General features: G+C 73.6%; 11 protein-coding genes. 5 read left to right on the top strand and 6 right to left on the bottom strand.

The features are described from left to right. Window positions 1-6: 6 nt before the first annotated feature. Window positions 7-4,041, bottom strand: a complete 4,035-nt coding sequence (locus ACF1GV_RS28080) for a type I polyketide synthase (protein WP_391685837.1) — start codon at window positions 4,039-4,041, stop codon at window positions 7-9. Between the two features lie 288 nt (window positions 4,042-4,329). Between ACF1GV_RS28080 and ACF1GV_RS28075 the strand changes: the two genes are divergently transcribed. Next, a complete protein-coding gene (locus ACF1GV_RS28075) occupies window positions 4,330-5,151 on the top strand; it encodes an AfsR/SARP family transcriptional regulator (RefSeq protein ID WP_363263869.1) in 822 nt (273 codons plus the stop codon). A gap of 4 nt (window positions 5,152-5,155) precedes the next feature. On the opposite strand, the gene ACF1GV_RS28070 is transcribed toward ACF1GV_RS28075, so the two are convergent. From ACF1GV_RS28070 to ACF1GV_RS28050, 5 genes are all read right to left on the bottom strand, one after another. Then, the gene (locus ACF1GV_RS28070; RefSeq protein ID WP_391685835.1) at window positions 5,156-6,010 is read right to left on the bottom strand and encodes a thioesterase II family protein; all 855 of its coding nucleotides are present in this window, start codon (window positions 6,008-6,010) and stop codon (window positions 5,156-5,158) included. Beyond that, window positions 6,007-6,711 carry a 3-oxoacyl-ACP reductase FabG gene (gene fabG / locus ACF1GV_RS28065; protein WP_391685833.1) on the bottom strand — a complete coding sequence of 235 codons (705 nt, stop codon included), beginning with the start codon at window positions 6,709-6,711 and terminating at the stop codon, window positions 6,007-6,009. The genes ACF1GV_RS28070 and fabG overlap by 4 nt, the downstream gene beginning before the upstream one ends. 192 nt (window positions 6,712-6,903) lie before the next feature. After that, window positions 6,904-8,133: a beta-ketoacyl-[acyl-carrier-protein] synthase family protein gene (locus ACF1GV_RS28060; protein WP_391685831.1), complete on the bottom strand. Its 1,230-nt coding sequence runs from the start codon at window positions 8,131-8,133 to the stop codon at window positions 6,904-6,906. Further along, window positions 8,133-8,411: an acyl carrier protein gene (locus tag ACF1GV_RS28055; RefSeq protein WP_363263873.1), complete on the bottom strand. Its 279-nt coding sequence runs from the start codon at window positions 8,409-8,411 to the stop codon at window positions 8,133-8,135. The genes ACF1GV_RS28060 and ACF1GV_RS28055 overlap by 1 nt, the downstream gene beginning before the upstream one ends. 246 nt (window positions 8,412-8,657) lie before the next feature. Then, window positions 8,658-9,668 carry a beta-ketoacyl-ACP synthase III gene (locus tag ACF1GV_RS28050; RefSeq protein ID WP_391685829.1) on the bottom strand — a complete coding sequence of 337 codons (1,011 nt, stop codon included), beginning with the start codon at window positions 9,666-9,668 and terminating at the stop codon, window positions 8,658-8,660. 377 nt (window positions 9,669-10,045) lie between these two features. Here ACF1GV_RS28050 and ACF1GV_RS28045 point away from each other — a divergent pair, with 377 nt between their 5' ends. The 4 genes from ACF1GV_RS28045 to ACF1GV_RS28030 all read left to right on the top strand — a co-directional run bounded on the left by ACF1GV_RS28045 (window position 10,046) and on the right by ACF1GV_RS28030 (window position 14,225). After that, window positions 10,046-11,038, top strand: coding sequence for an aldo/keto reductase (locus ACF1GV_RS28045; RefSeq protein WP_391685827.1), 993 nt, complete (start codon window positions 10,046-10,048; stop codon window positions 11,036-11,038). Between the two features lie 72 nt (window positions 11,039-11,110). Continuing rightward, complete coding sequence (locus ACF1GV_RS28040; protein ID WP_363263876.1) at window positions 11,111-11,809, top strand: HAD family phosphatase; 699 nt, start codon at window positions 11,111-11,113, stop codon at window positions 11,807-11,809. 107 nt (window positions 11,810-11,916) lie between these two features. Beyond that, entirely contained in the window at window positions 11,917-12,606 is a 690-nt protein-coding gene (locus tag ACF1GV_RS28035; RefSeq protein WP_391685825.1) for an HAD-IA family hydrolase, read from the top strand. Window positions 12,607-12,647: 41 nt separating this feature from the next. Further along, window positions 12,648-14,225 carry an MFS transporter gene (locus ACF1GV_RS28030; protein WP_363263878.1) on the top strand — a complete coding sequence of 526 codons (1,578 nt, stop codon included), beginning with the start codon at window positions 12,648-12,650 and terminating at the stop codon, window positions 14,223-14,225. The last annotated feature ends 65 nt before the right edge of the window (window positions 14,226-14,290 follow it).

The raw sequence follows: 14,290 nt of genomic DNA, 5'->3' as shown, positions 1-14,290 counted from the left end.
CCCCGCTCACCGGCCCGCCACACCGTCGAGCGCGGCGGTGTCGGAGGCGGTGGTCCCGGGCACCGCAAGGGAGGCGGCGATCTCCCCGACCGGCTCGGATCCGAGCAGGCGCCGGGCGGTGACGTCCACGCCGAGGGACCGGTTCAGCCGCACCCTCAGCTCCGTGGCCAGCAGGGAGTCCAGCCCGAAGCTGCGCAGCGGCCGGCGCGGGTCCAGCCGCGAGGCCGAGATGCCGAGGACGGTCGCCGCGTGCCGCAGCACGTCCGTGTGCTGGACCGGCACCTCCGACCCCTCCGGGGGTGCCACTGCCGCGAGGCCGGTGTGGGCGTGCCGGGCTCGGGGCGGACGCACCGTCTCGTGCGGTCGTACACCCCGGTGCGGCCGTACGCTGCCGGTGGCTGCCGTCCGGGACGCGGCGGAGTGCGCGGGTGCGCCGGGGGCGACGTCGGCGGCCCGCGCCGGCACCGTCGCCGCGCCTTCGTCCTGGGACGGGAGCGGGCGGAGCCGTATACCGAGGAACTCGGCCATCAGATGCCCGTCCGGGGCGAGGAGCCGTACGTCGCAGTGGGCCTCACCGGCCCGGGGGCCGGGTACGCAGCGGGCCAGTACCCAGTGGTCCGCGGCCAGGGAACCAGGGTCGGCGATGTGGATCCGGCCGAAGGACACCGGCCCGAAGGCGCCGGACGGGGCCGCGGACGCCGCCCCGGGCCAGGTTGCCGCCATCATGACCAGCGCCGCCTCCAGGGCCGCGGCGGTGGCGGTGCCGGGGGTGGGACCGGAACTGCCGTGCATCCGCGCGACGCACTCGCCCTCGTCGAGCCACACCTGGGCCGCCGTACGCAGCGCGTCGTCGACCGCCAGGCCGCGTGCCCGGGTGCGGCGGTAGAACTCCGCGGCGGGCACGTACTCCCCGCACCGGGTCAGCGCGTCGTCGAGGAGTTCACGGCCCTGGCGCCGCTCGTCTTCGCCGCCCGACGCCGTGTCGCTCGCCGTGCCGAGCCGTCCGCTCAGCAGGACGTCGCCGTCCCGGTGCCCGCCCTCCGTGTGCGCGGCGCTGACGGTGAAGGCGAACGTGTCCTGCCCGGGCAGGACCGTGAGGTCGACCCGCACGGCGGCGTCCCCCTCCCGCTCCAGGTCCAGGGGCCGACCGCCGAACTCGATGTCGCTCAGCACCCCGCTCCGGCCGCCGGTGGCGTCCCGGGCGGCCAGGCGCACCGCCTCCAGGTACAGCACGGCGGGCACCGCGGCCGTGCCCCGGCTGCGCACGCCGCCTCCCATGGCAGGCAGCCCCAGGCCGAGCAGTGCGAACTCACGGCTGTGGCGGGCGGTCGGTGCGGTGGCCGGTTCCCGGCGGAACTGCTCCACGTCCCAGGCGTACACAGGCAGCGGCACCCAGGGTTCCGGACGCCGGTCACCGGTCCCGTAGCAGCGGTCCCAGTCGACGCGGCCTCCGCAAGCGAAGATCCGGCCCAGTGCGCGCAGCAGGTTCTCCGGCTCGGCCTGCCGGCGTTTGAGCGTCGCCACGACGGACGGTGTCTCGCCCTGTTCCTCCAGCGTGGCGGTGACGGCCTGGGTCAGCAGGGGGTGGGGGCTGATCTCGACGAAGACGGTCTCGTCCGCCTCGGCGGCCTCGCGGACGGCGTCCACGAAACGCACCGGTTCGCGCAGGTTGTCCGCCCAGTAGGCGGCGTCGAGGCGGGCGCCGTCGACGGGTGCGCAGCGGACGGTGGACAGCAACTGCGTCGCGCCGGCCCGCGGGCCGAGGTCGGCGAGGGCCGTGAGCAGATCCTCCCGCAGCTCGTCCATCAACGGGGAGTGGGACGCCACGTTGACCTTCACCGGGCGGCAGAAGACACCGTCACCCTCCAGCCGGGCGGCGATGCTCCGCAACGCCTCGGCGTCGCCCGCGAGGACGGTGGAGCGGGGCGCGTTGCGTGCTGCCACGCAGACGGCGCCGCCGTGGGATGCCGCGACGGCGGCGGCCGCTTCCGCGTCGAGTTCCACGACGAGCATCGCCCCGCGTCCGGCCGACCGGGACATCAGGCTGCTGCGCCGGCAGATCACCGCCGCCGCGTCGCGCACCGAGAGCGCGCCCGTCGTCCGGGCAGCGGCCACCTCGCCCATGCTGTGCCCGATGCACAGGCCTGGCTCGGCGCCCTTGGCGCGCAGCGCCGCGGCCAGGGAGACCTGAACCGCCCACAGCAGCGGCTGCACCACGGCCACGTCCTCCCAGGACTCCGCCTCGTCCGCGGTGCCGTCGCCGTTCAGGGTCTCGATCACCGACCAGCCCAGTTCCGCGCGGACGGCGGCGTCGCACTCGGTCAGGGCGTGACGGAAGTCCGCGTCCTGCTCGAGCAGCCGGCGCCCCATGCCCTTCCACTGCGCGCCCTGGCCCGGGAAGACGAAGGCGATGCGGCGGTCCTGGTGGAAGGGGGCCGCGCCGAGACCGCCGTCCGCGCTCTCCTCGCCGCGCGCGAGTGCGCGCAAGGTGGCGGCCATCTCGTCGTGGGTGGTGGCGATCGCCCACAGGCGGTGGGGGTGCGTGTCGCGCCGGGTGGCGGCGGCACGGCAGAGCGCGGACAGGCGGTGGGCGCGCCCCGGCCCGCCCGGTTCCAGGTAGGTGGCGTAGCGCTCCGCCAGGCGGTGCAGGGAGGCGGGAGTGCGGGCACTGAGGACCAGCAACTGCGGTGCGTCGCCGTCCGCTTCGCCCGCCGGGCGGTCCGCCCAGGACGCCGCCTCATCGGCTGGTCGCGGGTGACTCCCCACGATCACCTGGGCGTTGGTGCCCGACAGCCCGAAGGAGGACACGCCGAGCAGGGCGTCCGGGCCGGCCGGCTCCAGCGGGGTGTTGCGGCCGACGGCCTCCAGCGGCACGTCCGGCTCGGTGAGGACCGGATGGGGCGAACGCTGGTGCAGGGAGGCGGGGATCAGGCCGTGGCGGGCGATCAGTACGGTCTTGATCAGGCCGGCGATTCCGGCGGCGGCCTCGGCGTGGCCGATGTTGGTCTTCACCGAGCCGACGCGCAGGGGGCGGTCGGCCGTCGGGTCCTCGCGCAGTACGTCCGCCAGGGTGCGCAGCTCGACCTCGTCGCCGACCCTGGTGCCGGTGCCGTGGGCCTCCACGTAGTCGAGCCGTCCGGGAGTGATGCCCGCACTGCGGCAGGCCGCGCGCACCATGTGGGCCTGGCCCGGTACGGCGGGCTGGAGCAGCAGTCCGCTGCCGGCGCCGTCGTTGGTCACCGCGCTGCCGCGCACCACGGCCAGCACCGGGTCGCCGTCGCGCAGGGCGTCGTCGAGCCGCTTGAGCACAACGGCACCGACGCCCTCGCTGCGGACGAATCCGTCACCGCAGGCGTCGGCGAACTTGCAGCGGCCGTCGGGGGCGAGCATGCCTCCCTGCGAGTAGGTGACGGCGTCGTCGGCGGACAGGATCGCGTTCACCCCCGCGGCGACGGCCAGGTCGCTCTCGCCGCACAGCAGGCTCTGCCGGGCCAGGTGCACCGCCACCAGGGACGACGAGCAGGCGGTGTCGACCACGAGGCTGGGGCCGCGCAGGTCGAGGGCGAACGACACCCGTCCCGCGGTGACCGCGCGCAGCCGGGCGCCCGCCATGCCGTGCACGTCCAGGGGCAGGTCGCCGGCCTGTTCGCCGTAGTCCGCGGTCGCCTGCCCCACGAACACTCCGGTGGCGCTGCCGGCCAGGGACGACGGGCGGATCCCCGCCTCCTCCAGCGCCTCCCACACGACGTGCAGCAGGAGTCGCTGCTGCGGGTCCATGGCGAGCGCCTCGCGGGGGGCGATGCCGAAGAAGGCGGCGTCGAAGCCGTACAGGTCGTCGAGGAACCCGCCGTGCCGGGAGACCGTGCGTCCCGGCATCCCGGGGTGGGGCGCGTAGTGGGGCCGGATGTCGAACCTGGCCTCGGGTACCGGTGTGACGGCGTCGGTGTTGTCCACCAGGAGCCGCCAGAACTCCTCCACGTCGTTCGCCCCCGGGAACCGGCATCCCATTCCGATGACCGCTACCTGTGCTGCGCCGCTCACGCGACCCCCCTCGTATTGCCTTAGGTCTGGCGTCCAAAGATAGACCCCAGGCTAACAATGACCTCGACCGGCGGAGATGACGACGACGCGACAGGCAGGCTACGGCCGTGTGATCCAGGGGTGGAGAGAGGACAAAACAGCTGCAGCAAGGACTTCTTGACGGTGTATCAGTGTGTCATGCATCCAGATCCACGCTACTGTGGGGCCAAAGGTGACCTCGAGTACATCAATAAACTGGTACACATGGTCAGGTGTGACGTCCGGTCACCGGCGAAGGAGGAATGACCCATGATCGCCAGAGTGCTCGGACCGCTCCGGGTGACCGTGAACGGCACCTCGGTGGTCCCGACGGCGGTGAAGGCGAGGAAGCTGATGGCGATGCTCGTCCTCAACCGGGGGCGGGTCGTGCAGCGTGCCACGATCGAGCGGGAGCTGTGGGACCTGGACGCGCCGAGAAGCGCCTCCACCGGGATCCAGAACTGCGTGATGTGGATCCGCAAGGGCATCGGCTGCGCCGAACAGGGCGACCCCGGCCGCGCCGCCCGGCAGACGCTGATCACGGAGCCCACCGGCTACCGCCTGGAGGTGCCGGGAGACCAGTTCGACGTGGTCCGCCATCAGCGGCTCGTGGCCCAGGCCGGCGCCGCCGAGGCGCGCGGGGACCTGGCCGAAGCCTCCGCCCTGCTCAACGCCGCGCTGAACCTGTGGCGCGACGCCCCGCTCGCCGACGTACCGGCGGGCCCGGTGCTGCGGGCCCACGTCCGCCGCCTGGAGGAGGACCGCAAGGCGGTGCTGGCCCAGCGCCTCGCCCTGGACCTGCGGCTGCACCGGTACGCGGAGGTCGTCGGCGAACTCCACGCGCTGGTCTCCCTCGACCCGTACGACGAGGTGCTCCACGAGTACCTGATGCTCGCCCTGTACCTCTCGGGCCGTCGCAACGACGCGCTCACCGCCTACCAGCAGGCCCGCACCGCGCTCGCCGACGGCGTGGGCCTGGAGCCTTCGCACCGGCTGCGCGGCCTGCAGGAACGGATCCTGGCCAGCGACGAGGCTCCGGCCGCCGCCCTGCCGGGGTGGCCGGGCCTCGTACCGGAGCCGGTCAGAGTCTGAGGGATCAGAGCGTGAGGGAGCAGTCCGCGCGACGACCGGACCGCTGGAGGGCCACGGTGAGTTCCTCCAGCACCACCGCCTGACCGGAGGCCGTGAAGGGGAAGAAGTGTCCGCCCTCGGCCGTCCGCGACCGGAACGGACCACTGGTCAGGCCCGCCCACAGCGGCAGTGCGGCGAGCGGGACGAGCGGGTCCCCCTCGCCCGCCAGCGCGGTCAGCGGTACGCCGGCACACACCGCGTCCACCGCGAGCAGGGCCTGCTGGGTCAGCGCCAGGTCATGGGCGAGCGCCCGGCGTGCCGGGGAGAGGGAGGCGTCGTCCAGGGCGTCGGCGGCCAGCCCGTGCAGCGCCAGGACGCCCGCCAGGCCCGCGGGGGTGCCGAGGAGAGCGGGCCGCGGAAAGGCGCGGCGACCTGGCAGTGAGCAGGAGACCATCAACCCGTCGCAGCGCACCTCACCCGCGCACGCGATGAGCAGGGCCAGCAGCCCGCCCAGACTGTGGCCGTAGAAGAGCGTGGGCCCCGCGGCGGGCGTCCGCAGTTCCGCCACGATGCCGGCGACGGCGTGCGCGAGTGTGGTGTGCGGCGGCAGGCCGGCCCGCCGCTCACGCCCGGGGAGGGTGACGCCGACGATCTCGGCCTGCGCCGGGAGCGGCGCCAGCACCTGGCGGTAGCGGCGGGCGCCTCCTCCCGCGTGCGGAAAGACGACGACGCGTGGCCCGGGCCCCGCCACGGGACGCAGGACTTCCGTCCAGCGCCGCGGGTCGTCCGCCGGGGCGCCGGGTGCCCTTCCGTTTCCGTCGCCGGCGCCGGTGACCGTGGCGATGCCCGGGTACGGGGGCGTGGGCGGCGTACGGGTCACAGACCCATGCCCAGGCCGCCGCTGACGGGGAGGACCGCGCCGGTGATGTAACCGGCCTCCTCACCGGCGAGGAAGCGGATCGCGGCGACCACGTCGTCCACCGTGCCGGGCCGGCCTAGCGGCGTCATGCGCATGACGTCGCTCATGCGCCGTTCGGACAGCGTCGCGGTCATGTCCGTGGCGATGATGCCCGGCGCGACCACGTTCACCGTGATCCCGCGGTCCCCGAGCTCCCACGCCAGGGAGCGGGCGAGGCCCGGCAGGGCCGCCTTGGAGGCGGCGTAGTTGGTCTGGCCGGGCGAGCCGAGGAAACCCAGCACCGAGGAGACGAGGACGATCCGCCCGCGCCGGGCGGGCAGCATGCTGCGCACCGCGGCCCGGACCGCGGCGAACGCCCCGCTGAGGTTGGTGCGCAGCACGTCGTCGAAGGCCTCGTCCGTCATCCGCAGCATCGGCGTGTCCCGGGTGATGCCGGCGTTGGCGACCAGTACCTCCACGGGGCCGTGCTCGGCCTCCGCCTCCCGCAGGGCGCGTTCCAGCGCACCCGGTTCGGTGACGTCGGCCTTGACGCCGAGCACGCCGTCCGGCGGACTGCCCGTACGGTGGCTGACGGCGACCCTGTCGCCGTCGTCGGCGAAGGCCCGGGCGACGGCGTGGCCGATGCCGCGGTTGCCGCCGGTGACGAAGACCGAGCGGTTCATCGTTGTCTCCCTCGGGGTTGGGTTCTGAGTTCTGTTCTGGGCTCTGGGCTCTGGGTTCTGGGTTCTGGGGTCTGGAAGGGCGACGTCTCGGATGTCGCACACGAAGAGGGGACGCCGCGCGAGGAAGCGGGCGTCTCGAAGGCCTGGGCGGCCGCCCGGCCCGGTGCGTGGGGGGCGGCCGCCCGGCAGGGGTCAGGCCGCTGTGAAGACGAGCGCGGCGTTGTGGCCGCCGAAACCGAGCGACGTGCTCACCGCCACGTCCACCCGGGCCGTGCGGGGTTCGCCGCCGACCAGGTCCAGATCGAGGGCCGGGTCGGGGTTCTTCAGGTTGGCCGTGGGCGGGATCTGCCCGTGCTGCACGGCCAGCACCGTGTACGCGGCCTCGATCGCGCCGGCCGCGGCCAGGGCATGACCGGTGACACCCTTCGTGGAGGTCACCGCCGCCCCGCTGCCCACGACCCGCCCGAGCATGGTGCCCTCGACAAGATCGTTCATCGGCGTGGCGGTGCCGTGCGCGTTGACGTGCCGCACCTCGGACGGGGCGACTCCGGCGTCCGCGAGCGCCGCCCGCAGCGCTCGTTCGATGCCCTCGCCGTCGGGCTGGGGGGCTGTCGCGTGGTGCGCGTCGGAGGAGGCCGCGTAGCCGCTGACCAGCGAGCGGATCCGGGCACCGCGGTCCCGCGCGTCGGCGGCCCGCTCCAGCACCAGGACACCCGCCGCCTCGGCGGCCACGAAGCCGTCGCGCTCCGCGTCGAACGGCTTGCCCGCGTGCTCGGGTGCCTGCCGGGACTTGGACAGGGCGCCCATCCGGCACAGTCCGGCCATCACCGTCGGGGTGAGGGCCGACTCACTGGCACCGGCCAGCACGATGTCGCAGGCGCCCGCGCGCAGCAGGTCCCGGGCCGTGCCGACGGCCGTGGCGCCCGACGCGCAGGCGGTGGCGGTGACCAGGCTGGGGCCGCGCGCGCCGCAGTCGATCGCCACGTACCCGGCGAGCATGTTCGGCATGTACCGGGTCACCAGCAACGGAGAGACCCGGGCCGGGCCGTCCTCCGAGAGCGCGCGGTACTGCTCTTCCAGCGTCGCCGCACCGCCCAGCGAGTTGCCGAGCACCACGCCGACACGGGTGCCGTCCCAGCCCTCGGGGTCCAGCCCGGCGTCCCGTACGGCCATGCGGGAGGCGACGAGCGCGAGCTGCACGAACCGCTCCAACTGCCAGGAGGCGAAGCCGCCCAGCAGTTCCTGCGCGTCGAAGCCGGGCACCCGGCAGGAGAAGTCGGCCGACAGGTCGCCGAGGGAGTCGTCCCGGGTGGCGCAGGAGCGGCCGGTGAGGAGACGCTCCCAGTTCTCCTCGACGCCGATCCCGGCCGGGGTCACCAGGCCCAGGCCGGTGACGGCTATGGCGTCGGTGCCGCCCGCCATCAGAGCGAGGCTCCCTTGGCGACGAGGAGGTCGACGACGTCGTCGAGCGTGTGCTCCTCGGTGAGCTCGCCGTCCTCGATCCGGACGCCGAACTCCTTGTCCAGGACGAGTCCGAGCTCGATCAGGACCAGCGAGTCGAAGGACAGCTCGCCCAGGGTCACTCCGGGCGTGATCGCCTCGGGCCTGACCTTGAAGTGGCCCGACAGGAGTGCCGAGATGCGCTGCACGGTGGGCTGCATGGTGGGCTGCATGGTGGTGTGCTCCTGGATGTCCTGCATGGTGTGCTCCTGAGGGTGGGAGGGCGCCCGGCCGCAAACCGGCGGGCCGCCGTGTCGTGGGGTGGACCCGGATCGCCGTCCGGGCATGGGGGGGGCGACCGGGCATGCGCGGGCCGACCGGGCATGCGCGGGTCGACCGGACATGCGCGGGTCGACCGGACATGCGGGAGTCGTCCGGAGATGCGGGGGTCGACCGGAGATGCGGGGGTCGACCGGGGACGTCGTGCGGGACGTTTCCCGTGGGCGTCAGGCCGGGACCACCTCCGGCCACACCAGGCCCACCGAGCCCCAGGTCAGCCCGCCGCCGAAGCCGCCCAGCACGACCCGGTGGCCGGGGCGCAGGGTGCCGTCGGCGACCGCGTCGGCGAGGACGAGCGGGACGGACGCGGCGACCGTGTTGCCGACCCGCTCGATGTTGGACGGGAAGCGCTCGAGCGGTACCCCGACGCGCTCCGCGACCGCCGCGAGGATCCGGGCGTTGGCCTGGTGCAGGACGATCCGGTCGACGTCGGCGGGCGTCCCGCCCAGCACGGCGGCCGTCGCCTCCACGGACGCCGCCATGTGCCGTACGGCCTCGGCGAAGACGGGACGGCCCTCCATCGTGAAGTAGGTGGCCGCCTCCTCGGCGGGCAGGCCGGTGGACCGCTGCCGGGACCCGCCCGCGGCGACCTGGATGAGGTCGCTGCGGCTGCCGTCGCTGCCCAGGTGCAGTCCCAGCAGGGCGCCCGGTTCGTCCGGATCCCCGGCTCGCAGCACCACGGCGCCGGCCCCGTCGCCGAAAATGGCCCTTGTGGTGCGGTCGGCCGGGTCGAGGATGGTGGAGAACGTGTCCGCGCCGATGACCAGCACGGTCCGGGCGGCCCCGGACGCCACCATGCCTGCGGACACGCCGAGGGCGTACACGAAGCCGGTGCACACCGCGGCGACGTCGAAGGCGCACACGCCGGTCAGACCCAGCCTGCTCGCCACCTCGGGGGCGGTGGCCGGGCAGGGCCGGTCCGGGGTGCTGGTGGCGAGCACCACCGCGTCGGCGACGTCCGTCCCGGCGGACTTCAGTGCCCGCCGGCCCGCCTCGACCGCGAGATCACCGGTGGCCGTACCGGGGTCCACCACGTGCCGGGAGGCGATCCCGGTACGGCTGCGGATCCACTCGTCGGAGGTGTCCAGCTGCCGGGCGAGCGCGTCGTTGGTGACCGCGGCCGGCGGCACCCAGGCCCCCAGACCGGCCACCACCGCCGCGCGGCCGGTCCCGCTCATCCGGCCCCTCCGTCACCGCGACCCGGCCGGAGCCGGGTGCCGCCGGCCGTCCTCGGGCCGTCGCCTGTCATCGCCATCACTGCGCACTCCTTCTCGCTGCCTTGCCGTCGTCCGGCCTGCCCCGCAAGTCCCGGGTCCGGTCGGTGGGTTCACTGTGGCAACGGCAGCTCCGCTCCCGCTCACCACGGGCCCATGCGCCGCTCACGTCAGGGCGTGAGCGCCAAGTGAGCCGTGCGGGAGCAGCGGTTGCGAGCATGGTCGAGGCGCCCGGCGGCACACCGCCGACGACGGGCTCCGACGGGGGCGCGCCGTGCGTACGGCAACGCCGCGGCCACCCGGTTCACCAACGTGTACGACGTGTACGAGGAGACAAACCAGTGCGGGAACGCAGGATTGGTACGGACGGTCCGTCGGTCTCGGCCATCGGGCTGGGCTGCATGGGCATGTCGGAGTTCTACGGACCCACCGACGAGGCGCAGAGCCTGCGGACGCTTCAGGCGGCGCTGGACCTCGGGGTCACCTTCCTCGACACCGCCGACATGTACGGCAAGGGTCACAACGAGCGGCTCGTCGGGCAGGCCGTGGCCGGCCGCCGGGAGCAGGTGGTCCTCGCCACCAAGTTCGGCATCCGGCGCGACGACCGCGACCCGCGCCAGGGCCGCCAGGTCGACTCCAGCCCCGCGTACTGCCGGCAGGCCATCGACGCCTCACTGAAGCGGCTCGGTGTCGACCACGTCGACCTGTACTACCTCCACCGCCGCAGCCCCGACATCCCGATCGAGGAGACCGTGGGCGCCATGGCGGAGCTGGTGGCGGCCGGCAAGGTCCGTCATTTGGGGCTGTCCGAGGTCAGCGCAAAGACGCTGCGCAGGGCGCACGCCGTCCACCCGATCGCGGCCCTGCAGACCGAGTACTCGCTGTGGACCCGCGAAGTCGAGCACGAGGTCCTGCCCACCGCGCGGGAACTCGGGGTCGGCCTCGTGGCCTACTCGCCGATCGGCCGGGGCTTCCTGACGGGTGCCATCACCCGCTCCGAGGACCTGGACCCCTCCGACTTCCGGCACTCCCACCCGCGGTTCCAGCAGGAACACCTGGAGCGCAACACCCGCATGGTGGAGCGGCTGCGCGAGATCGCCGGCGACGCCGGCTGCACGCCCGTCCAGCTCGCGCTGGCCTGGCTGCTGTCCCGCGGCGAGGACATCGTGCCCATCCCCGGCACCCGCCGTGAGACGTATCTGCGGGAGAACCTCGCCGCCGCGGAGGTCGGACTCACCGACGAGCAGCTGGCCGCGGTCGAGGCCGCCGTACCGCCGGAGGCCGTGTCGGGCGAGCGCTACGACCCCGCGGGCATGGCCACCGTCGGCCTCTGACCGCGTCCGCCGGCCGGACGCACCATCCCTGAACGCCCCTTGCGACACCACCCGAGAAACGGAAACCCTCCCGTGGCAGACAAGCTCCAGCACCTCAAGCTGGCCGCCGTGAACATCGACGGCGTCCTGCTCAACGACACGTTCAGCCCGGTCATCTACAACTTCATCGTCAACCGCGGCGGCGAGTACACCGCCGAGGTCGAACGCAGCATCTTCTCCCAGCCCCAGCTGGTGGGCGGCCAGGGCATGGCCAACGCCGCCCGGATGCCGTGGACCGCGCAGGAGGCCATCGACGTCTACTTCAAGGAACGCGAGGAGTACGTCCGGGACCACCCCGTCCAGCTCCTCGACGGCGCCGTCGACCTGCTGCGCAGGCTGCGCGCACTGGGCCTGAAGACGGTGAGCTACGGCGGCCTGGACGCCTCCCACTTCGACCGCTACCTGGGCGAGCACGCCGATCTCTTCGACGAGCCCCGCTACGTCTGCACCAACGACTTCCGCCCCGGGCTGCGGGAGATCACCACCGAGGTCTTCGGCCTGGAGTACGACCAGGTGCTCTTCATCGACGACGTGGCCAGGGTCGCCGAGGTCGCCCGGGCGCTCGACATCCCCTTCATCGGGCACCCCAGCTCCTTCGAGCACAGCTTCCAGCCGCAGTTGATGCGCGACGCCGGCACCCGCCACATCGTCGACTCGCTGCAGGCCATCGACGAGGACCTGCTGCGCACCCTCGACGCGGAGGCCGCCGCGCACACCGTCTGGCGCGACTGAGCCCACGCGCACCGCCCGGCGCGGCTGAGCCCGCGCCCCCCGACGTACCGGCCCGGCCCTCCCCCGCGTCGGGCCGGTACCCCCTCTCCCCCGCAAGGAGCCATGCCATGGACCGCGACTCCCGCGCGCACACCGTGCTGCTGGACTTCGACGGAGTGCTGAGCCTCAACGCCTCCAGCCTGCTGCTGCGGGCCCTGCACGAAGGCATCAACCGCCACACCGACCTCCCGTACGACGCCACCGCCGCCCAGTTCAAGGCCATCAGCACCTTTCCGCAGCGCGACAGCCTGCGGGTGCTGTTCGCCGGACTCGGCATCGAACAGCATCTTTCGGCCGAGATCGCGGCGCTGCGCTCGCTGACCGCCGTCGGCGGCGCCCGGCTGGCCCTCGGCGACGGGGTCGAGGAGTTCTGCGCCGAACAGCGCGCACACGGTGTGCGGCTGCGGGTCTTCTCCACCATGGACCACGCGACCGCGCGCCGCGCCCTGCTCGACGGGCTCTTCGAGTCGCGGGACTTCGTCGCCCTCGACCACGCCTCCAAGGCCGATCCCGACACCTACACCGCGTTGCTGGCCGCCGAGCGCGAGACGCATCCGGAGCGCTGGCTGCTCGTGGACGACTCCCCGCTGGCCCTGCGCGCCGCCAAGATCGCCGGACTGCGCACCGTACTGATGCGCGGAGAGGTCTTCACCGACGCCGACGTGGCGCCATTCGGCTCTTACATCGACGCCCAGGTCACCTCCTTCGCCCAGCTCGGCGACGTTCTGCGGCCCCTGCCGGCGGTCTTGCCGGCCTGACCGCCTCCTCCCTCCAGGCACCCGACACAGGAAGCCTCCCGATGTCCCACACCCCTGCCGAAGCAGAGCCCGCCGTACGGCCCGCCACCCGAGCCGAGCCGGTCACCGCCGCCGGCGGCGAACGTCCCCGAATCGGCCCCACCCGGGTCCTCGTGGCCATCGCCCTGGCGGCCGTCATGCTGCCCATCTCCGTGACCGGACCCGGAGTGGCGCTCGCCGACATGTCCGGCGCGCTGCACGCCTCGGCCGCCTCCACCCAGTGGGTCCTCAACGCCTACAACGTCGCCTTCACCGCGTTCATGCTGGCCGCCGGGTCGGCCGCCGACCTGTACGGGCGGCGCCGGGTGTTCCTGACCGGAACCACCGTCTTCGCGCTGGCCTCCCTGGTGGCCGGAACCGCGCCCACCATCGTGCTCGTGGACGGTGCCCGGTTCGTCCAGGGCATGGGCGCCGCGGCCGTCCTCACCAGCGGCTCGACGCTGCTCGCGCACACCTTCGAGGGGGCCGCGCGGGCCAGGGCCTTCGGCATCTTCGGCGCCTCGATCGGGTTCGGCCTGGCGATGGGCCCGTTCGTGTCCGGGCTGCTCGTCGGTGCGGCCTCCTGGCACGCCGTCTTCCTCGTCAACGTGGTCCTCGGCGCGGTGGTCCTCGTCCTCGCCCGGCCCCTGCCCGAGTCCCGCAACCCCTCGGCCCGGCGCATCGACATGCCGGGTGTGGTCACCTTCACGCTCGCCCTGCTGCTGCTCGCCCTCGGCTTCGTCGAGGGACCCTCACGCGGCTGGACCGGGCCGCAGACGCTCGGCTCCTTCGCGGGTGCCGCCCTCTTCCTCGCCGCGTTCGTCGCCGTCGAACTGCGCAGCAGCGAGCCCATGTTCGATCTGAGTCTGCTGCGCCGCCCCACGTTCGTCGCCATCATCTGGCAACCGGTCAGCATCGTCTTCGCCTTCGCCGCGCTGCTGGTCTACCTGCCGCCGTACTTCCAGGGCGCGGGTGGCGCCGGGTCCACGATGTCCGGCGCGATGCTGCTGCCGCTCACCCTGCCGGTGTTCGTGCTGCCGCTGTTCTCCGGGGCGCTGGTGAAGCGGCTGTCGGTGCGCACGCTGCTGGCCGTCGGCCCCGCCGTACTCGCCGTGGCGCTGCTGCTGATGACCTTCACCGACCCGGTCTCCTCGCGCACCGGTCTGTACGCCGCGCTGCTGCTCGCGGGCATCGGTATCGGCCTCGCCTTCGGCGTCATGGACAACGCGGCGGTCAGCGTGGTGGCGCCGGAGCGCGCCGGCATGGCCTCGGGCATGTTCAACACCCTGCGTGTCGCGGGCGAGACGATCGGCGTGGCCTGCGTCGGCGGCCTGCTGCTCACCGCGACCCGGCAGCGGCTGCCCGCCACCGGCGGCGCGGACAGCGGCACACTGGCCGACGACGTGGTGCAGGGCCGGCTGTCCTCGGTGCGCCGCAGCGGAGGCGAGGACCTGGTGCACCGAGCCGTGCAGGGTCTGGAACACGGCTGGAGCGTCGTGTACGTCGTCCTCGCCTGCGTCGCCTTCGCCGGCGCGGTCGCCATCTTCACCCTGGTCCGCGACAGGGACCTGGACCCGGCGGCCACCGGCAAGGACGCCTGACCGTTCCGGGTCGCCGGCCTCGAGCGGGGGACCACTTGGTGGTTTTTGGCCGGGACGTCTGACCA

Origin of the sequence: Streptomyces sp. NPDC014006 (assembly GCF_043088925.1) — a bacterium.
GTDB lineage: Bacteria > Actinomycetota > Actinomycetes > Streptomycetales > Streptomycetaceae > Streptomyces.
This window is presented reverse-complemented; position numbering and strand designations above follow the sequence as displayed.

Bases quoted from the DNA above. Each gene is read 5' to 3' on its own strand.
- ACF1GV_RS28075 (WP_363263869.1), top strand. From the start codon at position 4,330: ATGATCGCCAGAGTGCTCGGACCGCTCCGGGTGACCGTGAACGGCACC.
- fabG (WP_391685833.1), bottom strand. From the start codon at position 6,711: ATGAACCGCTCGGTCTTCGTCACCGGCGGCAACCGCGGCATCGGCCAC.
- ACF1GV_RS28060 (WP_391685831.1), bottom strand. From the start codon at position 8,133: ATGGCGGGCGGCACCGACGCCATAGCCGTCACCGGCCTGGGCCTGGTG.
- ACF1GV_RS28055 (WP_363263873.1), bottom strand. From the start codon at position 8,411: ATGCAGGACATCCAGGAGCACACCACCATGCAGCCCACCATGCAGCCC.
- ACF1GV_RS28050 (WP_391685829.1), bottom strand. From the start codon at position 9,668: ATGAGCGGGACCGGCCGCGCGGCGGTGGTGGCCGGTCTGGGGGCCTGG.
- ACF1GV_RS28035 (WP_391685825.1), top strand. From the start codon at position 11,917: ATGGACCGCGACTCCCGCGCGCACACCGTGCTGCTGGACTTCGACGGA.
- ACF1GV_RS28030 (WP_363263878.1), top strand. From the start codon at position 12,648: ATGTCCCACACCCCTGCCGAAGCAGAGCCCGCCGTACGGCCCGCCACC.